Origin of the sequence: Nocardia xishanensis NBRC 101358, assembly GCF_001613365.1 — a bacterium.
Classification (GTDB): Bacteria; Actinomycetota; Actinomycetes; order Mycobacteriales; family Mycobacteriaceae; genus Nocardia; species Nocardia xishanensis.
Genome location: NZ_BDCF01000059.1, coordinates 1 through 23,464, shown reverse-complemented (window position 1 = coordinate 23,464; position 23,464 = coordinate 1). Strand labels below are relative to the sequence as shown.

The window sequence follows — 23,464 nt, the reverse complement described above, 5'->3', positions numbered from 1 at the left end:
CGAGCGAGCCGAGTCGAAGAGGTCGTATCCGTCCACGTGCGCGGCGCGTGCGGCAAGGAAGGAACAACTATGAGCGCGCACCCCGCCGGGCCACGCCACGCCGAGATTCCCCATGCCCCCAACCTGCCGGAGCGCCCGAGCGCTCCGAAACAGATGATCGACCTGCCCGAGAAAGTGTGGCCGCGCAACGCCTCCCGCGATGCCGACGGCGTCGTGCACCTGGCGGGCGTGCCGGTGCACGACCTGGCCGCGCAGTTCGGCACCCCGCTGTTCGTGGTGGACGAGGACGACTTCCGTTCCCGCTGCCGCGACATGGTGCAGGCCTTCGGCCCCAACGCCAAGGTGCACTACGCGTCCAAGGCTTTCCTCTGCGGCGAGATCGCGCGCTGGATCCGTGACGAGGGGCTCTCGCTCGACGTGTGCTCCGGCGGCGAACTCGCCGTCGCGCTGCACGCGGGTTTCCCCGCCGAGCGAATCGCGTTGCACGGCAACAACAAATCCGTCAAAGAGTTGGAAGCCGCCGTCCAGGCTGGTGTCGGCCACGTGGTGGTCGACTCGCTGATCGAGATCGATCGCCTCGAAGCCGTCGCCGGGCGCGCCGGTGTGGTGCAGGACGTGCTGGTGCGCGTCACCGTCGGTGTGGAAGCCCATACCCACGAATACATTTCGACCGCGCACGAGGACCAGAAGTTCGGCTTCTCGATCGCGGGCGGCGACGCCATGGAGGCGCTCGCGCGCGTCTTCGAGGCCGACAACCTTCGGCTGGTCGGCCTGCACTCGCACATCGGCTCGCAGATCTTCGAGATCGACGGGTTCGAGATCGCCGCGCGCCGGATGCTCGGCCTGCTGCGCGAGGCCATCGACAAGTTCGGCGTGGAACGCACCGCGCAGATCTCGACGCTGGATCTCGGTGGCGGACTTGGTATTTCGTACCTGCCCAACGACGACCCGCCGCCGCTGGGCGAATTCGCGGCCAACCTGCGTCGCCTGGTCGCCGAAGAGGCGGCCCGCGCGGGGCTGCCCGAGCCCACCATCGCCGTCGAGCCGGGCCGCGCCATCGCTGGACCGGGCACCGTCACCTTGTACGAGGTCGGCACCATCAAGGACGTCTCGCTGGACGGCGGCCTGCACCGTCGTTACGTGAGCGTCGACGGCGGCATGAGCGACAACATCCGTCCCGCGCTCTACCAGGCCGACTACGACTGCCGCCTGGTCTCGCGCTCCTCGGACGCGCAGCCGGTGGTCGCGCGTGTCGTCGGAAAGCATTGCGAGAGTGGGGACATCGTCATCCGCGACACCTGGATGCCCGCCGACGTCGGTCCGGGCGACTTGGTGGCGGTCGCCGCGACCGGCGCGTATTGCTATTCGATGTCCAGTCGATACAACCAGTTGACCCGTCCGGCGGTCGTCGCCGTCCGCGACGGTCAGCCGCGACTGGTGCTGCGCCGGGAAACGGTGGCGGATCTGCTGAGTCTGGAGGTTGAGGCATGACCGAAGTAGCCAAGAACACCATCTGGGGGACCGATCGCCCGATCGGCGTCGCGGTCCTCGGTATGGGCAACGTCGGCACAGAGGTCGTGCGGATCCTGCGGGATCACGCCGACGACCTGCACTCGCGGGTCGGCGCGCCGGTCGTGCTGCGCGGCGTCGCGGTGCGCAGCCTGGAAAAGGATCGCGGCCTGCCCGGCGAACTGCTGACCACCGACGCCGACGCGCTGGTCGCGCGTCCCGACGTAGACCTGGTCGTCGAGGTCATCGGCGGTATCGATCCCGCGCGCCGCCTCATCCTGGCCGCGCTGAACGCGGGCAAGTCCGTGGTGACCGCGAACAAGGCGCTGCTGGCCGACTACACCGGCGAACTCGCCGCGGCCGCCGAACGCAACCGTGCCGACCTGTACTTCGAGGCCGCCGTCGCGGGCGCCATCCCGGTGGTCCGCCCGCTGATCCAGTCGCTGTCCGGCGACCGGGTGAACCGCGTGGTCGGCATCGTGAACGGCACCACCAACTTCATCCTTTCGGCCATGGACGAGACCGGCGCCGACTACTCCGCGACCCTCGCCGAGGCCACCCGCCTCGGGTACGCGGAGGCCGATCCGACCGCCGACGTCGAGGGCTACGACGCGGCCGCCAAGGCCGCGATCCTCGCCTCGCTCGCGTTCCACACCCGCGTCACCGCGGCCGACGTGTACCGCGAGGGCATCTCCAAGATCACCGCGGAGGACCTGGAGACCGCGTCCGCGCTGAACTGCACGGTCAAGCTGCTGGCAATCTGCGAGCGCGTCGACGCGGGCCCCGGCGAGCCGAGTCCGGCCGAGGGTGGCAAGGAGCGCGTCTCCGTGCGGGTCTACCCGGCGCTGATCCCGCGCAGGCACCCGCTCGCCGCGGTCAGCGGCGCCTTCAACGCCGTGGTCGTCGAGGCCGAGAACGCGGGCAGGCTGATGTTCTACGGCCAGGGCGCAGGCGGCGCTCCGACCGCCTCCGCGGTGCTCGGCGACGTGGTGATGGCCGCCAGGAACAAGTTCTTCGGTGGCCGCGCGCCGGGCGAATCGGTTTATGCTGAGCTACCGATCGCGCCGATCGGCGATACGCCCACCCGTTACCACGTGAACCTGCAGGTCGAGGACGTCCCCGGCGTCCTGGCCAAGGTGGCGGGCGAATTCGCCAAGCATGGGGTGAGCATCTCGACGGTCCGTCAGGAAGGGCACGGCGAGGGTGCGCGCCTGGTCGTGGTGACCCACCACGCCGTGGAGTCGGCGCTCGCGGACACCGTCGCCGCCCTGGCGGAGATGGCATCCGTCACATCAGTGACCAGCGTTTTGAGATTGGAAGGCACCGAGGAATGAAGACCACTGGCGTCGCCCCGCAGGCAGGAGTGCACTCCCGCTGGCCGGGTCTGATCGCGGCCTACCGTGATCGGCTCGCGGGTGCGGCCGACTGGGAGCCGGTCACGCTGTTCGAGGGCGGCACGCCCCTCGTGCCCGCGCCGTACCTGTCCGAGCTGACCGGCTGCGAGGTGTACCTCAAGGTCGAGGGCGCCAATCCGACCGGCTCGTTCAAGGACCGTGGCATGACCATGGCCATGACCGACGCGAAGTACCGCGGTCAGAAGGCGGTGCTCTGCGCGTCCACCGGCAACACCTCGGCGTCGGCCGCGGCGTACGCCACCAGGGCCGGCCTGAGCTGCGCGGTGCTGATCCCGCAGGGCAAGATCGCGATGGGCAAGCTGGCCCAGGCCGTCATGCTCGGCGCGCAGATCATCCAGGTCGAGGGCAACTTCGACGACTGCCTCGAACTCGCGCGCAAGGTCACCGCGGACTTCCCGGCCGTCGGCCTGGTGAACTCGGTGAACCCGGCCCGCATCGAGGGGCAGAAGACCGCGTCGTTCGAGATCTGCGACGTGCTCGGCAAGGCGCCCGACGTGCACGCGCTGCCGGTGGGCAACGCGGGCAACATCACCGCGTACTGGCGCGGCTACCGCGAGTACTACGCCGACGGCATCACCAACGGCCTGCCGCGCATGCTCGGCGTGCAGGCCGCGGGCGCGGCCCCGCTGGTCAACGGCGCTCCGGTGAAGGACCCGGAGACCATCGCCACCGCCATTCGCATCGGCGCACCGGCCTCGTGGAACGGCGCTGTCGAGGCAAAGGAGCAGTCCGGCGGTGCGTTCCGCGCCGCCACCGACGAGGAGATCCTCGAGGCGTACCGCCTGGTCGCCGCGAAGGAAGGCGTCTTCGTCGAGCCGGCGTCGGCGGCCAGCGTGGCCGGCGTGCTCGCGGCTCGTAAGGAAGGCTGGCTCGACGCGGGCCTGACGGTGGTCTGCACCGTCACCGGCAACGGTCTCAAGGACCCCGACACCGCGCTGCTCGGCATGCCGCAGGTGCAGCCGATCGCGGTCGACCCGGTCGCGGTCGCCGCTCGACTCGAGCTGGCCTGAGTTGAGTTCGCGCGAAAGCCAGTTGATGTCGCGGACACTTCCCGCCGGACTCGCCGTCACGGCGCGGGTGCCCGCGTCGAGCGCCAACCTCGGTCCCGGATTCGACTCGCTCGGTATGGCTTTGGGCATCTACGACGAGATCGAGGTGCGCACCACCGATTCCGGGCTGACCATCCGGGTCGAGGGCGAGGGTGCCGACGATGTGCCGTGGGGCCCTTCGCATCTCGTGGTGCGTGCTATCGAGCGCGGCCTGGAGGCGGCGGGCGTGTGGGCCGATGGCCTCGATGTGGTGTGCCGCAACGTGATTCCGCATTCCCGCGGGCTCGGCTCCTCGGCCTCCGCGGTGGTCGGCGGCCTCGCCGCAGGCTGTGCGCTCGCCGCGAAGCTGGATCCCGAACTGACCGTCGACGCAGCGCGATTGGTGCAGTTGGCCTCGGAGTTCGAAGGGCATCCGGACAACGCGGCGGCCAGCGTGCTGGGCGGGATCGTGGTGTCCTGGACGGAGACCGCCGCCGACGCCACCGACGCGGCCGCGGCGATCCCCGAGCACGGCCGGGTGTACCGCGCCGTCCGGCTCGACCCGCACCCGTCGCTGCGACCGGTGGTGCTGATTCCCGAGGTTCGCTCGTCCACCGCGCACACCCGTGGGCTGCTGCCTGAGACGGTGCCGCACGGCGACGCCGCTTTCAATGTCAGCAGGGCCGCGCTGGCCGTTGTGGCACTGACCCAGCGTCCCGATCTGCTCATGCCTGCTACGGCCGACCGCCTGCATCAGGGCCAGCGTGCCCCCGCGCTACCGCTCACCACCCTGTGGATCGAGCGCCTGCGCGCGGCGGGCATCCCGGCGACCGTCTCGGGTGCGGGACCGACCGTGCTGGCCCTCGGTACCAGCGAATTTCCAGCAGAACTCCGCGAACTCGCGGCCGCCGACGGCCTCCGTGTGGTCGAGCCAGGACTCGCCGAGGGCGTGCAGGTCGACTGACGGCGAGTCTGTCTTGCCGAGTTTCACAGTTGCCAGCTATCCTGAGCAGGTCCGTACATCGTGCGCATCAGACGCCGGTGCTTCATCAGGGCAATCGCTCCAGCAGGCTCCAGGCTCGAGCCTCCAGGCCATGGGGGTACTGCGTAGCTGCGCAACTGGAATGATCTCTCCCACCTTTCACAACCGGTGGCGAAGCCTCCGGTCCGGCGGGGCAGGCGATACGGCAATACCGAGTCCGGCAGAGTGCCCGGACTGCGGGACGAACCCTCGAAACAGCACACGGCGGTCGAGGGAAGGAAAGGATTTCCGTGACAGATACGGACCTGCTCGCGACACCCGGGGTGGAATCCAACCCAAGTTCCTCGGGGGCCCGCGAAAGTGAATCCGGACAGATTTCGAAGATGAGCGAACAAACCGACGTCGCACGATCGGGGCTGACTGGAATGTTGTTGCCGCAGTTGCGCGCGCTCGCGGGGGAGCTCGGTATCCGAGGCACCTCCGGAATGCGCAAGGGTGATCTGATCGCCGCCATCAAGGAGAACCAGGCCGGTAAGCCCGCCAAGTCGGAAAAGCCCGCGCGCGCCGGGAAGGCCGAGCAGGCGGCCCTCGACGTGACGCCCGCGCCGGCCAAGGAAAAGGCTCCGGCGAAGGAGACCGCCAAGGAGACCAAGGCGAAGGAAGCCGCGCCCGCCGAGAAGGCCGCCGCGCCCGCGCCAGAGGCTCCCGCCGATCCCGCTCCGTCGAAGTCCGAGAAGGCCGAGTCCGCGCCGAGCGAATCCGCCGCCCCCGCCGCCGAGACCAGCGACGAGTCCGGCCGCGACGGTGGCCAGCGCGGCCGTGGCAGGCAGCGTCGCGGCCGTGACCAGGCGCGTTCCGGCGGTGAGACCGCCGAGGCGCGTGGTGAAGAGCAGAAGACGGACGCCGAGCAGGGCGAACGGCGCCGCGACCGCCAGGGCGAGCGTGGTCAAGGTGAGCGTGGCCAGGGCGAGCGTGGCCAAGGTGAACGTGGTCAGGGCGAGCGCAGCCAGAACGGCGAGCAGCGCGGTCAGGGCGCGGGCGGCCGTGGCGAGGGTGGCCGTGGCGAGGGTGGCCGTGGCGATGGCGGCCGCGGTGGCGACGACGAGGAAGGCGGCCGCGGTCGCCGTGGTCGCCGGTTCCGCGAGCGTCGTCGCGGACGCGATCGCGAGGGCGGCGGCGGCGAGACCCGCGAGCTCGAGATCCGCGACGACGACGTCCTACAGCCGGTCGCTGGCATCCTGGACGTGCTGGACAACTACGCGTTCGTCCGCACCTCGGGTTACCTGGCCGGACCGAACGATGTCTACGTCTCGATGAACCTGGTTCGCAAGAACGGCCTACGACGCGGCGACGCGATCACCGGCGCCGTGCGTGCACCGCGCGACGGCGAACAGGCCAACCAGCGCCAGAAGTTCGACCCGCTGGTGCGGCTGGACACCGTCAACGGCGGCGACGTCGAGGCGGCCAAGCGGCGTCCCGAGTTCGGCAAGCTCACCCCGCTGTACCCGAACCAGCGCCTGCGGCTGGAGACCCAGCAGAACAAGCTGACCACCCGCGTGATCGATCTGATCATGCCGATCGGCAAGGGCCAGCGCGCGCTGATCGTGTCCCCGCCGAAGGCGGGTAAGACCACGATCCTGCAGGACATCGCGAACGCGATCGCGACCAACAACCCCGAGTGCTACCTGATGGTGGTGCTGGTCGACGAGCGTCCCGAAGAGGTCACCGATATGCAGCGTTCGGTGAAGGGTGAGGTCATCGCCTCGACCTTCGACCGTCCGCCGAGCGATCACACCTCGGTCGCCGAGCTGGCCATCGAGCGCGCGAAGCGGCTCGTCGAGGCGGGCAAAGACGTTGTGGTGCTGCTGGACTCGATCACCCGACTGGGCCGCGCGTACAACAACTCGTCGCCCGCGTCGGGCCGCATCCTCTCCGGTGGTGTCGACTCGACCGCGCTGTACCCGCCCAAGCGGTTCCTCGGCGCGGCGCGCAACATCGAGAACGGCGGCTCGCTGACGATCATCGCCACCGCCATGGTGGAGACCGGTTCGACCGGTGACACGGTGATCTTCGAGGAGTTCAAGGGCACCGGTAACGCGGAGCTCAAGCTGGACCGCAAGATCGCGGAACGGCGTGTGTTCCCCGCGGTGGACGTCAACCCGTCCGGTACCCGCAAGGACGAGCTACTGCTTAGCCCAGACGAGGCGGCGGTGCTGCACAAGCTGCGCCGCGTGCTGTCGGGTCTGGACTCGCACCAGGCGATCGACCTTCTGATCGACCGACTGAAGAAGTCCAAGAACAACCTCGAGTTCCTGATGCAGGTCAGCAAGACCGCGCCGGGCGCGCTGGACGAGTAGCGGCACGATTCGCCGTACCACCGAAGGGGCTTCGCTGTGGCGGAGCCCCTTCGGCGTGTACGGACGGAAGAAGATCAGGCCGATGGCGGCCGCACCGACGATCATGCAGGCGAGGATCAGCGCCGTCGCAGGGCCGGAAGCGTCTGCCGACCGAGGTGATCGCTCGTAGTAGGCGACCGTGTCGGCGGGCGCGTAGGACGCGGCATGCGTGGGCTCGGGGATCGCAAACCAGCCGACCGCGACAGTGAGAATCAACAGGACGAAGACCGCGAGAGCGACTCGGCTGTTCATCGCGTTCTCCTTTCCGTCTCGGCACGCCGGTGTGCAGCAGGAACTCGACACCCAAGAACTCTATGAACAGTGCTGTTCGTCTTCCCGAGTAGTTGACTACTCGACTTAAGAGTTCCGTAAGGGCCGGGAAGCCGCGCGCCCGGACTTTCTGGGTGCCCTGTTGTCGCCGCGCGGGCACGCGGAGGCTCGCGGCCCACCGGCCGGGCCGCGAACGGGCCCGTCGGGCTCGCCATCGGGGTGAGTACGCGGATGGGCGGGTGGGGTATTTCTGCTGCTGTGCACATGCGATGGGCTCGTGGTTGGTGCGCGTTCTCTGGCCGTGTTTCGTGCGCGCGGTGCGTCCGGCTGATGGCCGTGAAGCGCGATGCGGTCCGCGTCGTCGTGAACGCGTGGCGCTGGGCTCGTGGTCGTGAGCGCATGGCGTTCAAGTCAATATTTCAACGGGTTCTCCTAGATACACGAATCAGGGAACAAAATGGTTGCCCGGTGTGTTTTGGGTGCGTAGTAGCGGTTCTGGCATACTGGACCGCTGTGCGTCTGCGTCCCGCAGACAATCCCGCCGACCTCTGCGAAGCAGAGTTTGGAACCAGCGGTTCCGGTTCACGCCCGCGTGGCGACCCGGCGACCACTATCGAGAGGACACCATCCATGAAGGCAGGAATCCACCCGACGTATGTCGACACCACGGTGGTCTGTGGTTGCGGAAACACCTTCCAGACCCGCAGCACCAAGGAGTCGGGACACATCACCGTCGAGGTCTGCTCGCAGTGCCACCCCTTCTACACCGGCAAGCAGAAGATCCTGGACACCGGTGGTCGCGTTGCTCGCTTCGAGGCGCGCTACGGCAAGCGCGCCGGGAAGAAGGCCGACGCCAAATAGCTTCCTCGCCGACGCCCGGTTCTGCATCGCAGGCCGGGCGTCGGTGCATTTGTTGGCCCGGTGCGTACAGCGCCGGATGACGAGAAATGCCGACCCGGCATCGTCCGGGAACCGAGAGAAGGAAGCATCATGACGCAGCCGTCCGCGATCGACGACATTCTGGCCGAGCACGCGGGATTGGAAACGCAGCTGGCCGATCCGGCGCTGCACAACGATCCGGGCGCCGCGCGCCGCGTGGGCAAGCGGTTCGCCGAACTGGCCCCGGTCATGGCCACCTACCACAAGCTGAAGACCGCGCAGGACGATCTGGCCGCCGCAGAGGAACTGGCCGGCGACGATCCTTCCTTCGCCGCGGAAATCCCCGATCTGCGGAGTCAGGTGGAGGAGCTCGAGCAGGCGCTGGCCGACCTGCTCGCCCCGCGCGACCCGCACGACGGCGACGACGTGGTGCTCGAGGTCAAGTCCGGCGAGGGCGGCGAGGAGTCCGCGCTGTTCGCCGCCGACCTCGCCCGCATGTACATCCGTTACGCCGAGCGGCACGGCTGGAAGGTCGAGGTGCTCGGCGCCACCGTCTCCGATCTCGGCGGATACAAGGACGCAACGCTGTCCATCAAGAGCCGCGACGCGGTGCGCGACGGCGTGTGGTCCCGGTTCAAGTTCGAGGGCGGCGTGCACCGGGTGCAGCGCGTACCGGTGACCGAATCGCAGGGCCGCATCCACACCTCGGCCGCGGGCGTGCTCATCTACCCGGAGCCCGACGAGGTCGAGGAGGTGCAGATCGACGAGTCCGATCTGCGCGTCGACGTCTACCGCTCGTCCGGCAAGGGCGGCCAGGGCGTGAACACCACCGACTCGGCCGTTCGCATCACCCACCTGCCCTCCGGCATCGTCGTGACCTGCCAGAACGAACGCTCCCAGCTGCAGAACAAGGCCCGTGCCATGCAGGTGCTCGCGGCGCGCCTTCAGGCGCTCGCCGAGGAGCAGGCCGAGCAGGAGGCCGCGGCCGGTCGAGCCACCCAGATCCGCACCGTGGACCGTTCCGAACGCATCCGCACCTACAACTTCCCGGAGAACCGGATCACCGATCACCGCATCGGCTTCAAATCGCACAACCTCGACTCGGTCCTGGACGGCGATCTCGACGCCCTCCTCGACGCGCTCGGCAAGGCGGACCGCGAGGCCCGCATGGCGGCCGAATAGGCCGCACACAGGTTTCGCGCCGCACACGGCCACCGGCTCCGCGTGGCGTATGGGTGGTGTGTGGGTGACCGATTCCCGGAAGTGAACAATGGGCGCATCGGAAATCGGCGAGAGTGGGGTGGTGGGTCGAGTGTCTCTGCGTTCAGTGATCAATGAAGCCGCCGAAAAATTGCAGGCGGCGGGTGTACCGAGTCCTCGGTCGGATGCCGAGCAACTCGCCGCGCATCTGCTCGGGGTCGAGCGGACTAGGTTGGCCTTGGTGCCGCTGGTGGATCCGGTGCTCATCGCGGACTACCGGGTGCTGGTCGACCGGCGCGCCCAGCGCATTCCGTTGCAGCATCTGACCGGCGTCGCGCCGATGGGGCAGATCGATCTCGCGGTCGGGCCTGGCGTCTTCGTGCCGCGGCCGGAGACCGAGCTGCTGTTCGCTTGGGCCCTGGCCTATTTGGAGGCCCTGCCGCACGATCACCAGCCCATCGTCGTCGATTTCTGCACGGGTTCGGGAGCGCTCGCGCTCGCGGTCGCGCACGCGCGGCCCGACGCCCAGGTGCACGCCATCGAGATCGATCCGGCCGCCCTGCGATGGGCTCGCCGCAATGCCGACGAACGCATCGCCGACGGCGACACCCCGATCACCCTGTACGCCGACGACGCCACCGACCCCGACCTGCTCACCGAGCTGAACGGCCGCGTCGACCTGCTGCTGTCCAACCCTCCCTACATCCCCGACGGCGCGGTGCTCGATCCCGAGGTCGCCGACCACGATCCGCACCTGGCGCTGTTCGGCGGCGCCGACGGTTTGGACGTCATCCGGCGGATGGTGCCCAACATCACTCGCCTGCTGCGTCCTGGCGGCGCGACCGCGATCGAGCACGACGACACCAACGGCTCCGCCCTCGCCGCGCTCCTCGCCGACACGGGTGATTTCGTCGACGTCGTCGAACACCCCGACCTAGCAGGCAAACCCCGCTTCGTAGTCGCCACCCGCACCTGATGCCTCACCTGCCCCATGTGCCAGGATGGGGGCCGTGAGTACCGTCTACGACTGCGCGGATCCCGACTCGCGCGCCGCCGGACTGTCCGCCGCGACCAGCGCTTTGAAATCCGGGCGGCTGGTGGTGATGCCCACCGACACGTTGTACGGCCTCGCGGCCGACGCTTTCGATTCCACCGCGGTGAGTGAGCTGCTGGCGGCCAAGCGCCGCGGCAGGGACATGCCGGTGCCGGTGCTGGTCGGGTCGTGGCACACCATCGACGGACTGGTCTTCTCGGTGCGCCCGCAGGCGCGCGAGCTGATCCGTGCGTTCTGGCCGGGTGGTCTGAGTCTCGTTGTGCAGCAAGCGCCTTCGCTGGCGTGGGATCTCGGTGATACACGCGGCACGGTGATGCTGCGGATGCCGCTGCACCCTGTCGCGCTCGATCTGCTGCGCGAGGTGGGCCCGCTGGCCGTATCCAGCGCCAACGTCTCCGGTCAGCCGCCCGCGAAGACCGCCGGCGAGGCGCGCGAGCAGCTCGGCAGCCTGGTCGGCGTGTACCTCGACGGCGGTCCCGCCGCGCACGCGGTCGCCTCGACCATCGTGGATCTCACCGCGGACCAGCCGCGCGTGCTGCGCGAGGGCGCGGTCCCGGTGGCCGAGATCGCCGAGGTGCTCGGCATGTCGCCGGACGAGCTGACCAACACCCCCGCGCGGTGAGCGGGAGAAAGGTCGCATGATTCGGGCGATTGCTCCGATTTCCGGCTCTGGCTCGGTCGTTCCGCTGCGCGAGCTGCTGCTCGTCCTGTTGATCTCGGCCACGGTGACCTTCCTCGCCACCGGCGGCGTCCGGCTGGCCGCGATCGCGTTCGGCGCGGTGGCGGTGCCGCGCGAACGGGATGTGCACGTCAAGCCGATCCCGCGGATGGGCGGCGTCGGCATGTACATCGGCGTGGTGGCCGCGGTGCTCTTCGCGCACCAGCTGCCCGCGCTGCGCCGCGGCTTCGACTACGCGCCCGACATTCCCGCGGTGCTGGTCGCCGCCACCATCATCGTGCTGGTCGGCATCGTCGACGACCGGTGGGGATTGGACGCGCTCACCAAATTCGCGGGCCAGGTGACGGCGGCGGGCGTCATGGCCGTGATGGGGCTGAGCTGGTACGTCATCTACAACCCGTTCAACAACTCCACCGTGGTACTCGACGCCTTGCAGGGCGGACTGGTGACGGTGGCGGTGGCGGTGACGCTGATCAACGCCATGAACTTCGTCGACGGCCTGGACGGCCTTGCGGCCGGGCTCGGCTTCATCTGCGCGGCGGCGGTTTTCGTGTTCTCCGTGGGGTTGCTCTACGAGCAGGGCGGCGACGTGAACACCTATCCGCCCGCCCTCCTCGCCGCGGCGCTCGCGGGCGCGTGCGCGGGATTTCTGCCACACAATTTCCAGCCGGCGCGGATATTCATGGGCGACTCCGGATCGATGTTGATCGGCCTGATGCTCGCCTCGGTTTCCACCGGTGCTTCGGGTCGAATTCCGCTGCAAGGCTATGGTCCGCGCGACATCGTCGGTCTGCTTTCGCCGCTGCTGTTGGTCGGCGCCGTGATGTTCATTCCAGTGCTGGATCTGCTGCTGGCTATCGTGCGAAGGGTGCGCGCCGGAGTGAGTTTCTCCACCCCGGACAAAATGCACTTGCATCACCGTTTGCTGCAGATCGGCCATTCCCACCGGCGCGTGGTGCTGTTGATCTATTTGTGGGTCGGTGTGCTTGCATTCGGCGCGGTCGGCACCTCGTTGATGGACCGCAGAATCGTGGTTCTGCTGATGGCCGCGGGCCTCGTCTTCGCGCTCGTGGTGACCGCCATTCCTGGGCTGCGGCGCGGGGAGCCTGCGGCCGATCGTCAGGCCGCTGAGTAAAGTCGGGCCCGTGAGCTTTACTCCGAACCCGGTCCCCGGTCCCGATGCGCCGCTGAAGTCGGCGCTGCGCTACGGCCTGATCGGACTGGCGGTACTCGTGGTGCTGAGCGCCGCGATCGCGACCGCCGTCGCCGGGCTGCCCGGGTTGTGGGGTGCGCTGCTCGGCGCGGCCATCGGCGGCGTGTTCATCCTCACCACGGCGGCCGTCGTGCTGTTCGGCGCGAAGCTGCCGCCGAGCACGGCGGGCCTGGTCATGCTGGCCAGCTGGACAGGCAAGGTGCTGCTGGTGCTCATCGCCGTCGCGGTGCTGAACCAATTCGATTTCTACAACCGGATGGCGCTGTTCCTGACCGTCATCGGTTCCCTGCTCATCGTGCTCGGCGCGGAGACGTACGGCGTTCTGCGACAGAAGGTTCCGTATGTCTCGACCACCGCGGGCGACCCGGATCCGGCTCCCGAGCAGGATTGACTCACCCCCCTACACAGCGTCGTAGATAACTTGGTAAAGTGTTGGTAAGCAAGCGACCAAGCGAGGGGGGATCCCCACGATCCCTCCGAGTACCGCTATGCTTACTGCCGTGCCGGGCTCCGAGGGTTCCGGTTCTGCATGTCGACGATGTCGCCGACACACGTACAGACGCCGCCCGAGCGGTATTGCCGCGCAGCTGCTGACGAACTTCGAGCCGACCTGAGTCGACCAAATTGATCGTCAATGTCCGATCGAACCGCGGGAATGACCGTACCCGCGGCCCGAACACGGGAGAGAACGCTGAGCGTCACCACTTTGGCGGCGGGTGAGTTCCACGCGCCGTCGCTAACCGACTTCTTCCCTCCAGCTGTGCTGTTCGAGGGAACGCCGTTCGAACTCGATCGCTTGATGCTGGTCCGGCTGCTGATGACCGCGGTGCTGGTCGTTGTCATGCTGCTGGCATTCCGGAGTCCCCGAATCATTCCGCGCGGCCTACAGAATGTCGCCGAAATCGGGTTGGTCTTCGTCAAGGAGCAGATCTCCGAAGAGGTCCTCGGCAAGGAAACCGGCCGCAAGTTCTTCCCGCTCATCGCGACGATCTTCTTCACGGTCCTCTTTCTGAACTTCTCCGGCATCATTCCGGGCTTGAACATCTCCTCGAACGCGCGAATCGGCATGCCGCTGGTGCTGGCAGCGATCGCCTACATCGCGTTCAACTACGTGGGCATCAAGAAGTACGGGTTCTTCACCTACCTGCGCAGCAGCATCGTGGTGCCGAACGTGCCGCCCGCCCTGCACGTCCTGCTGATTCCGATCGAGTTCGTCTCGACCTTCATCCTGCGTCCGTTCACGCTGACCGTCCGACTCATGGCGAACATGCTGGCCGGCCACATCATGCTGGTGCTGTTCTTCAGCGCGACCTGGTTCTTCCTGTTCGACGCCGCCTCGTGGATGAAGGTGTTCTCGCCGTTCTCGCTGCTCGCGGGACTCGGGTTCACGCTGTTCGAGATGCTGGTCATCTTCCTGCAGGCCTACGTGTTCGCGCTGCTGACCGCCGTGTACATCGGCCTCGCCGAGCACGCAGATTCTCACTGACCGCATTACCAATCACTGGAGACCTGCTACACCGCGCCAACCGGCGGGTGAGCAACAGAAAGGGAAAGAAGACTCATGAGCCTCTCGTACCTGGCCCAGGAAGCTGCCAACGAGTCGACGCTGAAGGGCCTCGGCGCCGTCGGCTACGGCCTGGCCGCCATCGGCCCGGGCATCGGCGTCGGCATCGTCGTCGGTAAGGCGATCGAGGGTATCGCCCGTCAGCCCGAGCTGCAGGGCACGATCCGTACCAACATGTTCCTCGGTATCGCGTTCACCGAGGCGCTGGCCCTGATCGGCCTCGTCGCCGGCTTCATCTTCTGATTCCGATGTACGAGTTCGCAGTACTCGCAGCGGAGGGCGGAGAGGATGTGAATCCTCTCGTCCCCGAAACGTACGACATCGTCTGGTCGGTGGTCTGCGTCGCGATCATCGCGGTGCTGTTCTACAAGTACGTCATCCCGCGCCTGATCAAGGTGCTGGACGAGCGTGCCGACAAGATCGAGGGCGGTATCGCCAAGGCCGAGGCCGCGCAGGAAGAAGCCCAGCTCACGCTGCAGCAGTACCAGCAGCAGCTGGCGGACGCCCGCCTCGAGGCCGCGCGCATCCGTGAGGACGCGCGCACCCAGGGCCAGCAGATCCTTGCGCAGATGCGCTCGGAGGCCCAGGCCGAAAGTGACCGCATCGTGGCCGCGGGCCACGCCCAGCTGGAAGCCCAGCGCCAGCAGATCCTCACCGAACTGCGCTCCGAGGTCGGCCGCACGGCCGTCGACCTGGCCGAGAAGATCATCGGTCAGTCGGTTTCGGACGAAGCCAAGCAGGCGGCCTCGATCGAGAAGTTCCTCAGTGAGCTCGACGAGACCGACGCCGGCATCGGGGTCGGAAGGTAACGACGCGAAAGTGAGAAGCATGTACGCAGCGAGCCGCGAGGCCAGCTCCCGGTCCCGGGAGGCGCTTCGGGCCGCTCTGACCGGAAGCGACAGTGTTGCCGCCACGACGGGCTCGGAACTGTTCGCCGCTGTCGCCGTGCTGGACGACCAGCGTTCGCTGCGTGTTGCGCTCGCGGACGTGTCGGTGCCCGGTTCGGTGCGCGCCGAGCTGAGCGAGCGGGTCTTCGGCGGCAAGGTCAGCCCCGCCACCCTGGCGGTGCTGACCACCGCGGTGGCCCAGGACTGGTCGCGCACCTCCGACCTGGTCGACACCCTGGTGCTGCTCGGCCAGGAGGCCCTGCTGGAGTCGGCTGCGGACAGCGGCAGGCTCGAGGCGGTCGAGGACGAGCTGTTCCGGCTCGGCCGGATCATCGCCGACAACCCCGAGCTGGAGCAGGCGCTGTCCGATCGCGGGAAGCCGGGTTCGGCCAAGCGCGAGCTGATCGCCGGGCTGCTGTCCGGCAAGGCCGAGACCATCACCGTGACCCTCGCGGAGCAGGCGGTGGCCCGGCAGCGGATCGGCCTCGGCCCGGCCTTCGACGAGTTGTCCGACCTGGCCGCCGCCCGGCGTGACCAGATCGTCGCGCACGTGCGTGCCGCGATCGCCCTGACGCCGCAGCAGCGGGAGCGGCTCGCCGCCTCCCTGCAGCGCATCTACGGCAAGCCGATCACGGTGCACGTCGAGGTCGATCAGAGCCTGCTGAGCGGGCTGGTCGTGCGCGTCGGCGACGACGTGATCGACGGCAGCGCCACCGGCCGACTGGAGCGGCTGCGCCGCGAACTGGCGTAGCACGGCTCAGCCGGCCTCGGCACCGGCGCCAACCACCGACATTCGAGACCCTTACAGCGAGAGCAGGAAGAACATGGCGGAGCTGACGATCTCCTCCGACGAGATCCGTAGCGCGATCGAGAGCTACACCCAGAGCTACACCCCCCAGACGTCCATCGAAGAAGTCGGTGTCGTCACCGACACCAGCGACGGCATCGCGCACGTCAGCGGCCTGCCCTCGGCTATGGCCAACGAGCTGCTCGAGTTCCCGGGCGGCGTGCTCGGCGTGGCGCTGAACCTCGAGGACCGCGAGATCGGTGCGGTCATCCTCGGCGAGTTCGCCGAGATCGAAGAGGGCCAGCAGGTCCGCCGCACCGGTGACGTGCTCTCGGTTCCGGTCGGTGACAAGTTCCTCGGCCGCGTGGTGAACCCGCTCGGTCAGCCGATCGACGGCCTGGGAGAGATCGAGGCCGACGAGCGTCGCGTGCTGGAGCTGCAGGCCGCGACCGTGCTGGAGCGCCAGCCGGTCGAGGAGCCGATGGCCACCGGCATCACCGCCATCGACGCGCTGACCGCGATCGGCCGTGGCCAGCGTCAGCTGATCATCGGCGACCGCAAGACCGGCAAGACCGCCGTCTGCATCGACGCGATCCTGAACCAGAAGGCCAACTGGGAGTCCGGCGACCCCACCAAGCAGATGCGCTGCATCTACGTCGCCATCGGCCAGAAGGGTTCCACCATCGCGGGCGTGAAGTCCGCGCTGGAGGAGCACGGCGCGATGGAGTACACCACCATCGTCGCGGCCCCGGCCTCCGACTCCGCCGGCTTCAAGTGGCTGGCCCCGTACACCGGCTCGGCCATCGGCCAGCACTGGATGTACCAGGGCAAGCACGTCCTGATCGTGTTCGACGACCTGACCAAGCAGGCCGAGGCCTACCGCGCCATCTCGCTGCTGCTGCGTCGCCCGCCGGGCCGCGAGGCGTACCCGGGTGACGTCTTCTACCTGCACTCCCGTCTGCTCGAGCGTTGCGCCAAGCTCTCCGACGAGATGGGCGCCGGCTCGATGACCGGTCTGCCGATCATCGAGACCAAGGCCAACGACGTCTCGGCGTTCATCCCGACCAACGTCATCTCCATCACCGACGGCCAGGTCTTCCTCGAGTCCGACCTGTTCAACAAGGGTGTCCGCCCGGCGATCAACGTCGGTACCTCGGTCTCCCGTGTCGGTGGCGCCGCCCAGACCAAGGGCATGAAGAAGGTCGCCGGTTCGCTGCGTCTGGAAATGGCGCAGTACCGCGAGCTCGAGGCGTTCTCCGCCTTCGCCTCCGACCTCGACGCCGCCTCGCTGGCGCAGCTCGAGCGCGGCGCCCGCTGGGTGGAGCTGCTCAAGCAGGACCAGTACTCCCCGGTCGCGGTCGAGGACCAGATCGTGTCGATCTTCCTGGTCGACGCCGGTTACTACGACTCGGTTCCGGTCGCCGACATCCGCCGCTTCAACGCGGAGCTGATCGAGGACCTGCACCGCAGCGCGGCCGACGCGTTCAAGTCGATCGAGGGCGGCAAGGTCCTCGACGCCGAGAACGGTGACGCCATCAAGGCGGCCACCGACAAGTTCAAGCAGGGCTTCCTCGCCTCCGACGGCAGCCGTGTGGTGAACGAGGCGGAGGCGGGCGAGCTCGACCACGAAGAGGTCGAGTCGCTGTCCGTCACCCGCAAGCACGTCGAGAAGTAATCGGGCGAGCTAATGCGCTATTGGAATCTGGCGAATGAAGGGAGTGTGAACCGTGGCAAGCTTGCGTGAATTGCGCTCCCGCATTCGTGGTGTGAATTCGATCAAGAAGATCACCAAGGCCCAAGAGCTGATCGCGACCTCGCGAATCTCCAAGGCCCAGGCCAGGGTCGCGGCCGCCAAGCCGTACGCGGAGGAGATCACCAAGGTTCTCGCCGAGCTCGCGAGCGCGTCGAAGAACCTCGCGCACCCGCTGCTGACCGAGCGCGCCAACCCGCGTCGCGCCGCCGTGCTGGTGATCACCAGTGACAGCGGCATGTGCGGTGGTTACAACTCCAACGTGCTCAAGCGCGCCGAAGAGCTGATGACCACCCTGCGCGGCGAGGGCAAGGAGCCGGTGCTGTACGTGATGGGCAACAAGGGCCTCACGTACTACACCTTCCGCAACCGCCCGCTTGTCTCGGCATGGACCGGTTTCTCGCAGCAGCCGAAGTACACCGACGCCTCGGCGGCCTGTGGCCACCTGGTGGCGGCCTTCATGGCGGGCTCCGAGGGCCAGGTGCCGCACCCGCACGGTACTGGCGACATCGAGGGCGTCGACGAGCTGCACATCGTGTACACGCGGTTCGTTTCGATGTTGACGCAGACCCCTGAGGTGCGCCGCCTGGCGCCGATCCAGGTCAGCTTCGTCGACGAGAACTTCGACATGGGCGCGGACTCGTTCTCCGATTCGCCCACCGCCGAACCGCAGGCGCAGTACGAATTCGAGCCCGACGCCGATGTACTGCTGGCGGCGCTGCTGCCGAAGTACGTGAACACGCGTATCTACGCGTCGTTGCTCGAGGCAGCGGCATCCGAGTCCGCGGCTCGGCGCACCGCAATGAAGGCGGCCACCGACAACGCCAACGAACTCGCGAGTGTTCTTCAGCGCGAGGCGAACTCGGTGCGTCAGGCCCAGATCACGCAGGAAATCAGCGAAATCGTCGGCGGCGTGAACGCGCTGGCGTCGAGCTCGGACCGCGACTAGAAGCGCAGGAAGAGAACCAATCCAAATGACCGCAGCTGTCACTCAAGACAACACGAGCCGGACCGGCGCCGCCGCAGGCCGCGTCGTCCGGGTCATCGGCCCCGTCGTGGACGTCGAGTTCCCGCGTGGCGCGATCCCCGAGCTGTTCAACGCTCTGAACGCCGACATCGAGCTGGCGTCGGTGGCCAAGACCCTGACCCTCGAGGTCGCCCAGCACCTCGGCGACAACATCGTGCGCACCATCTCGATGCAGCCGACCGACGGCCTGGTCCGCGGCGCGACCGTCACCGACACCGGCAAGCCGATCTCGGTGCCCGTCGGTGACGTCGTCAAGGGCCACGTCTTCAACGCTCTCGGCGACTGCCTCGACGCGCCGGGCACCGGCCGCGACGGCGAGCAGTGGGGCATCCACCGCAAGCCGCCGAGCTTCGACCAGCTCGAGGGCAAGACCGAGATCCTCGAGACCGGCATCAAGGTCATCGACCTGCTGACCCCGTACGTGAAGGGCGGCAAGATCGGTCTGTTCGGTGGCGCCGGTGTCGGCAAGACCGTTCTGATCCAGGAGATGATCACCCGTATCGCGCGTGAGTTCTCCGGCACCTCCGTGTTCGCGGGCGTCGGCGAGCGCACCCGTGAGGGCACCGACCTCCGCCTGGAGATGGAAGAGATGGGCGTCCTCCAGGACACCGCCCTCGTCTTCGGCCAGATGGACGAGCCGCCGGGCACCCGTATGCGCGTCGCCCTCTCGGCCCTGACCATGGCCGAGTACTTCCGCGACGTGCAGCACCAGGACGTGCTGCTGTTCATCGACAACATCTTCCGGTTCACCCAGGCCGGTTCCGAGGTGTCGACCCTGCTCGGCCGTATGCCCTCCGCCGTCGGTTACCAGCCCACGCTGGCCGACGAGATGGGTGAGCTGCAGGAGCGCATCACCTCGACCCGTGGTCGGTCCATCACCTCGCTGCAGGCCATCTACGTGCCCGCCGACGACTACACCGACCCGGCTCCGGCGACCACCTTCGCCCACCTCGACGCGACGACCGAGCTCTCCCGCCCGATCTCGCAGAAGGGCATCTACCCGGCCGTCGACCCGCTGACCTCGACCTCCCGCATCCTGGAGGCCTCGATCGTCGGCGACAGGCACTTCGCCGTTGCCAACGAGGTGAAGCGGATCCTGCAGAAGTACAAGGAGCTGCAGGACATCATCGCCATCCTCGGCATGGACGAGCTCTCCGAAGAGGACAAGGTCCTCGTCGGTCGCGCCCGTCGCCTGGAGAAGTTCCTCGGCCAGAACTTCATCGTGGCCGAGAAGTTCACCGGCCAGGTGGGTTCGGTCGTGCCGCTGGAGCAGACCATCGACGACTTCGACCGGGTCTGCAAGGGCGAGTTCGACCACTACCCGGAGCAGGCGTTCAACTCCTGCGGTGGTCTCGACGACGTCGAGGCGGCCGCGAAGAAGATCGCCGGAAAGTAGTCACCGATGGCAGAAATGTCAGTCGATCTCGTCGCGGTCGAGCGACTGCTCTGGTCCGGCCAGGCGTCGTTCGTCAGCGCGCAGACCACTGAGGGCCAGATCGGCATCATGCCGGGCCACGAGCCGCTCCTCGGCCAGCTGGTCGAGGGCGGCACCGTGACCATCGTGTCCACCGAGGGCGAGCGGATCGTTGCCGCCGTGCACGGCGGCTTCTTCTCGGTCACCGCTAACACGGTGCGGGTCCTGGCCGAGTCCGCGGAGTTCGCCGGTGAGGTGGACGTCGAGGAGGCACGCAAGGTGCTGGCCGACACGTCCGCGACCGAGGAACAGCAGCGGGCGGCACAGGCCCGGGTGCGCGCGGTCGAGCAGGTCGCGAGCGCCTGAAGACCCTGACGGGTCGTGAACATCCCCATTGTCGGCGGCGAAGGTATCTTCGCCGCCGACAATGGCATTCAGCCCCAGTTGCTCACCCGTTTGTAGACTCGTGTTTGAATGTCGCAACGGATGGGTATCCGCCGCGGTTCGTGACGCGGATGCCGAGCGAAAGGACGGACAGCATTGCAAACCGGGATGGTTGTCTTGATCATTCTGGTGCTGCTGCTGGTCGCATTGGGTTTGATCTCCGTCTACCGACTGATCATGCTGCGCCGCGGCGGGACCGCCGCGATCCTGCGCGTCCTACCCGCGAACGGCGGCCAGGGCTGGCGGCACGGTCTCATTCGCTACGACGAGGACCGTCTCGTCTTCTTCAAACTCACCAGTCTCAAGCTGGGCCCGGACGCCACCATTAGGCGCCGCGGCATCGAGGTCGGTGACCGTCGCGGACCGCGCGGCGATGAATACGACATCATGACCGACGAAATCATCGTCACCGAGGTGGCCGACGCCGAGGGCAATTACGAACTCGCGCTGGACCGCGGCGCCCGCGCGGCCTTCCTGTCCTGGGTGGAATCCCGCCCCTCGGACCGCACCCGCCGCATGCCCGGTCTGTAGCGAGCGGAGGATCGCATGAGCGAACGAAGTGAGCGAATCAAGTGCCAGCGCGCCGCGCGCACGCCGCAGCCGAGCGCCAGCGAGGCGAAGGCATGAGCGAGCGTCAGCGAGTGGGTCATCGACACAGCGTGCCGACGCGCGCGACGTTGCCGAGTGTCAGCGAGGACGCGTCGTGAGTGTTCACCTGACCCGGATCTACACCAGGACCGGTGACGACGGAACCACCGGACTCAGCGATTTCTCCCGGGTCGCCAAGACCGATCCCCGCCTGGTCGCGTACGCGGACTGCGACGAAGCCAACGCGGCCATCGGAGTCGCCATCGCGCTCGGCGCGCCGGACGAGCACCTGCTGACCGTGCTGCGCCGGCTCCAGAACGATCTGTTCGACGCGGGCGCCGATCTCTCCACCCCGGTGGTGGCGGAACCGAAGTATCCGCCGTTGCGCATCACCCAGGACTACATCGACCGCCTGGAAAGCTGGTGTGACGAGTTCAATGCCGAACTGGCGCCGCTGAATTCGTTCATCCTGCCGGGCGGCACCCCCCTCGCCGCGCTGCTGCACACCGCCCGCACCGTTGCCCGTCGCGCCGAACGCTCCGCGTGGGCCGCGGTGGCGGCGCATCCCGACGACACCAGCGTCCTCCCGGCGAAGTACCTCAATCGGCTCTCGGACCTGCTCTTCATCCTGAGCCGGTACACCAATCCCGAGGGCGACATTCTGTGGCAGCCCGGTGGCGGCGAGAAATAGTCGAGATACGGGCCCTTCGGACCGTGTCGGAGCACACCGGGATCGCGTACACGCGCGTGCGCATCGCCGACGGTGGATAAGCTACCCAGTGTGAGCGAACGGTTTCTGGTCACCGGGGGCAATCGGCTCGTCGGCGAGGTCGCGGTAGGAGGCGCTAAGAACAGCGTCCTCAAGCTGATGGCCGCAGCCCTGCTTGCCGAGGGCACGTCGACGATCACGAACTGCCCCGACATTCTCGATGTGCCGCTGATGGCCGAGGTGCTGCGTGGGCTTGGATGTGAGGTCGTCCTCTCGGACGACGCACCCGGCGACCGTTCCGTGGTCACCATCACCACGCCCGCGGAACCGAAGTACCACGCGGACTTCCCCGCCGTGACGCAGTTCCGCGCCTCGGTGTGTGTGCTCGGTCCGCTGATGGCCAGGTGCAAGCGCGCGGTCGTCGCGCTGCCCGGTGGCGACGCGATCGGTTCCCGTCCGCTCGACATGCACCAGGCGGGCCTGCGCCTGCTCGGCGCGACCAGCGAGATCGAACACGGCTGCGTCGTCGCGCGCGCCGACGAACTGCAGGGCGCGCGGATCCGGCTCGACTTCCCCTCGGTCGGCGCGACCGAGAACATCCTCATGGCCGCGGTGCTCGCCGAGGGCGAGACGGTCATCGACAACGCGGCGCGCGAGCCCGACATCGTCGACCTGTGCAACATGCTGGTGCAGATGGGCGCCCGGATCAGCGGCGCGGGCACCTCGGTGCTCACCATCCAGGGCGTGAAGCGACTGCGTCCGACCGATCACCGCGTGATCGGCGACCGCATCGTCGCCGCGACGTGGGGGATCGCCGCGTCCATGACGATGGGCGACGTGCGCGTCACCGGCGTGAACCCGAAGCACCTTTCGCTCGTGCTGGACAAGCTGCGTTCCGCGGGCGCGCGAATCTCCTTCGATCTGGACGGCTTCCGCGTCGTACAGCCAGAGCGTCCGCGCGCGGTGAACTTCTCGACGCTGCCGTTCCCCGGTTTCCCGACCGATCTGCAGCCGATGGCCATCGGCCTCGCCGCCATCGCGGACGGTACGTCGATGATCACCGAGAACATCTTCGAGGCGCGATTCCGTTTCGTGGAGGAGATGATCCGGCTGGGCGCCGACGCCCGCACCGACGGTCATCACGCGGTGGTGCGCGGTATTCCGCGGCTTTCCAGCGCGCCGGTGTGGTCCTCGGATATTCGGGCCGGCGCGGGTCTGGTGCTCGCGGGTCTGGTCGCCGACGGCACCACCGAAGTGCACGACGTCTTCCATATCGACCGCGGTTACCCCAATTTCGTCGAGCAGCTGCAGGCGCTGGGCGGTTTGGTGGAGCGGGTCGGGGCGCCTGATTGATCTTGTCTGCGGGCAAGAACGATCTTGTCCGCAGGCGGTGTTGATCTCCGATCGTCGAAAACCCATATTGACCAGGCGATTTGACATCGTGAACGCAGACACGTAACTTTATTCAAGTCAGAGCGACACGGACACCGACCCGGAGCCGAGACGCCAAGCCGAGAGGCTGGGCGAGGACCGGGAAACGAGGTAGTACGAGGAGCGCCTGACGGTCACACTAGCTCGATTGAGACCCCGATTTGGTTTCGGGTGACCGACCGCGCTAAGCTGTAAAAGTTGCCTCACCGATTGATCGGGGTTAGCCCCGAGAGATAGT

At 67.7% G+C, this 23,464-nt stretch carries 22 protein-coding genes; all 22 read left to right on the top strand.

The window, feature by feature from the left end; all coding sequences use genetic code 11:
* Positions 1 to 69 precede the first annotated feature (69 nt).
* The 22 genes from lysA to murA all read left to right on the top strand — a co-directional run bounded on the left by lysA (position 70) and on the right by murA (position 23,148).
* Positions 70 to 1,491 carry a diaminopimelate decarboxylase gene (lysA, locus tag NX1_RS30665; protein WP_068067199.1) on the top strand — a complete coding sequence of 474 codons (1,422 nt, stop codon included), beginning with the start codon at positions 70 to 72 and terminating at the stop codon, positions 1,489 to 1,491.
* The gene (locus tag NX1_RS30660; RefSeq protein ID WP_068067135.1) at positions 1,488 to 2,843 is read left to right on the top strand and encodes a homoserine dehydrogenase; all 1,356 of its coding nucleotides are present in this window, start codon (positions 1,488 to 1,490) and stop codon (positions 2,841 to 2,843) included. The genes lysA and NX1_RS30660 overlap by 4 nt, the downstream gene beginning before the upstream one ends.
* Positions 2,840 to 3,934, top strand: coding sequence for a threonine synthase (gene thrC / locus NX1_RS30655; RefSeq protein WP_068067132.1), 1,095 nt, complete (start codon positions 2,840 to 2,842; stop codon positions 3,932 to 3,934). Before NX1_RS30660 ends, thrC begins: the two co-directional genes overlap by 4 nt.
* A gap of 25 nt (positions 3,935 to 3,959) precedes the next feature.
* Complete coding sequence (gene thrB / locus NX1_RS30650; RefSeq protein WP_068067200.1) at positions 3,960 to 4,916, top strand: homoserine kinase; 957 nt, start codon at positions 3,960 to 3,962, stop codon at positions 4,914 to 4,916.
* A gap of 308 nt (positions 4,917 to 5,224) precedes the next feature.
* Positions 5,225 to 7,291, top strand: coding sequence for a transcription termination factor Rho (gene rho / locus NX1_RS30645; protein ID WP_068067129.1), 2,067 nt, complete (start codon positions 5,225 to 5,227; stop codon positions 7,289 to 7,291).
* 939 nt (positions 7,292 to 8,230) lie between these two features.
* Positions 8,231 to 8,461: a 50S ribosomal protein L31 gene (rpmE, locus tag NX1_RS30640; protein WP_039796334.1), complete on the top strand. Its 231-nt coding sequence runs from the start codon at positions 8,231 to 8,233 to the stop codon at positions 8,459 to 8,461.
* A gap of 129 nt (positions 8,462 to 8,590) precedes the next feature.
* The gene (prfA, locus tag NX1_RS30635; protein WP_068067126.1) at positions 8,591 to 9,661 is read left to right on the top strand and encodes a peptide chain release factor 1; all 1,071 of its coding nucleotides are present in this window, start codon (positions 8,591 to 8,593) and stop codon (positions 9,659 to 9,661) included.
* A gap of 121 nt (positions 9,662 to 9,782) precedes the next feature.
* Entirely contained in the window at positions 9,783 to 10,655 is an 873-nt protein-coding gene (gene prmC, locus NX1_RS30630; RefSeq protein WP_068067195.1) for a peptide chain release factor N(5)-glutamine methyltransferase, read from the top strand.
* Between the two features lie 34 nt (positions 10,656 to 10,689).
* A complete protein-coding gene (locus tag NX1_RS30625; protein ID WP_068067193.1) occupies positions 10,690 to 11,355 on the top strand; it encodes an L-threonylcarbamoyladenylate synthase in 666 nt (221 codons plus the stop codon).
* A gap of 16 nt (positions 11,356 to 11,371) precedes the next feature.
* Positions 11,372 to 12,547: an MraY family glycosyltransferase gene (locus NX1_RS30620; RefSeq protein ID WP_068067124.1), complete on the top strand. Its 1,176-nt coding sequence runs from the start codon at positions 11,372 to 11,374 to the stop codon at positions 12,545 to 12,547.
* A gap of 10 nt (positions 12,548 to 12,557) precedes the next feature.
* On the top strand, positions 12,558 to 13,016 hold the full coding sequence (locus NX1_RS30615; RefSeq protein ID WP_068067122.1) for a Cg1360 family ATP-synthase-associated protein: 459 nt from the start codon (positions 12,558 to 12,560) through the stop codon (positions 13,014 to 13,016).
* A 264-nt stretch (positions 13,017 to 13,280) separates the two neighbouring features.
* Positions 13,281 to 14,111 (top strand): F0F1 ATP synthase subunit A, encoded by an 831-nt coding sequence (gene atpB, locus NX1_RS30610; protein ID WP_157120246.1) that lies wholly within the window; start codon positions 13,281 to 13,283, stop codon positions 14,109 to 14,111.
* A gap of 75 nt (positions 14,112 to 14,186) precedes the next feature.
* On the top strand, positions 14,187 to 14,432 hold the full coding sequence (locus NX1_RS30605) for an ATP synthase F0 subunit C (protein WP_011207590.1): 246 nt from the start codon (positions 14,187 to 14,189) through the stop codon (positions 14,430 to 14,432).
* Positions 14,433 to 14,437: 5 nt separating this feature from the next.
* Complete coding sequence (locus NX1_RS30600) at positions 14,438 to 14,998, top strand: F0F1 ATP synthase subunit B (RefSeq protein WP_068067117.1); 561 nt, start codon at positions 14,438 to 14,440, stop codon at positions 14,996 to 14,998.
* Between the two features lie 19 nt (positions 14,999 to 15,017).
* Entirely contained in the window at positions 15,018 to 15,827 is an 810-nt protein-coding gene (locus tag NX1_RS30595) for a F0F1 ATP synthase subunit delta (protein WP_068067115.1), read from the top strand.
* A gap of 73 nt (positions 15,828 to 15,900) precedes the next feature.
* Positions 15,901 to 17,538 (top strand): F0F1 ATP synthase subunit alpha, encoded by a 1,638-nt coding sequence (atpA, locus tag NX1_RS30590; protein WP_068067110.1) that lies wholly within the window; start codon positions 15,901 to 15,903, stop codon positions 17,536 to 17,538.
* Positions 17,539 to 17,590: 52 nt separating this feature from the next.
* Positions 17,591 to 18,562 carry a F0F1 ATP synthase subunit gamma gene (locus NX1_RS30585; protein WP_068067108.1) on the top strand — a complete coding sequence of 324 codons (972 nt, stop codon included), beginning with the start codon at positions 17,591 to 17,593 and terminating at the stop codon, positions 18,560 to 18,562.
* 25 nt (positions 18,563 to 18,587) lie between these two features.
* The gene (gene atpD, locus NX1_RS30580) at positions 18,588 to 20,036 is read left to right on the top strand and encodes a F0F1 ATP synthase subunit beta (protein ID WP_068067105.1); all 1,449 of its coding nucleotides are present in this window, start codon (positions 18,588 to 18,590) and stop codon (positions 20,034 to 20,036) included.
* 6 nt (positions 20,037 to 20,042) lie between these two features.
* Positions 20,043 to 20,420 (top strand): F0F1 ATP synthase subunit epsilon, encoded by a 378-nt coding sequence (locus NX1_RS30575; RefSeq protein ID WP_068067100.1) that lies wholly within the window; start codon positions 20,043 to 20,045, stop codon positions 20,418 to 20,420.
* Between the two features lie 186 nt (positions 20,421 to 20,606).
* Positions 20,607 to 21,029 carry a DUF2550 domain-containing protein gene (locus tag NX1_RS30570; protein ID WP_068067097.1) on the top strand — a complete coding sequence of 141 codons (423 nt, stop codon included), beginning with the start codon at positions 20,607 to 20,609 and terminating at the stop codon, positions 21,027 to 21,029.
* A gap of 172 nt (positions 21,030 to 21,201) precedes the next feature.
* The gene (locus NX1_RS30565; RefSeq protein WP_068067094.1) at positions 21,202 to 21,777 is read left to right on the top strand and encodes a cob(I)yrinic acid a,c-diamide adenosyltransferase; all 576 of its coding nucleotides are present in this window, start codon (positions 21,202 to 21,204) and stop codon (positions 21,775 to 21,777) included.
* 90 nt (positions 21,778 to 21,867) lie between these two features.
* A complete protein-coding gene (murA, locus tag NX1_RS30560; protein ID WP_068067091.1) occupies positions 21,868 to 23,148 on the top strand; it encodes a UDP-N-acetylglucosamine 1-carboxyvinyltransferase in 1,281 nt (426 codons plus the stop codon).
* Positions 23,149 to 23,464: the final 316 nt, after the last annotated feature.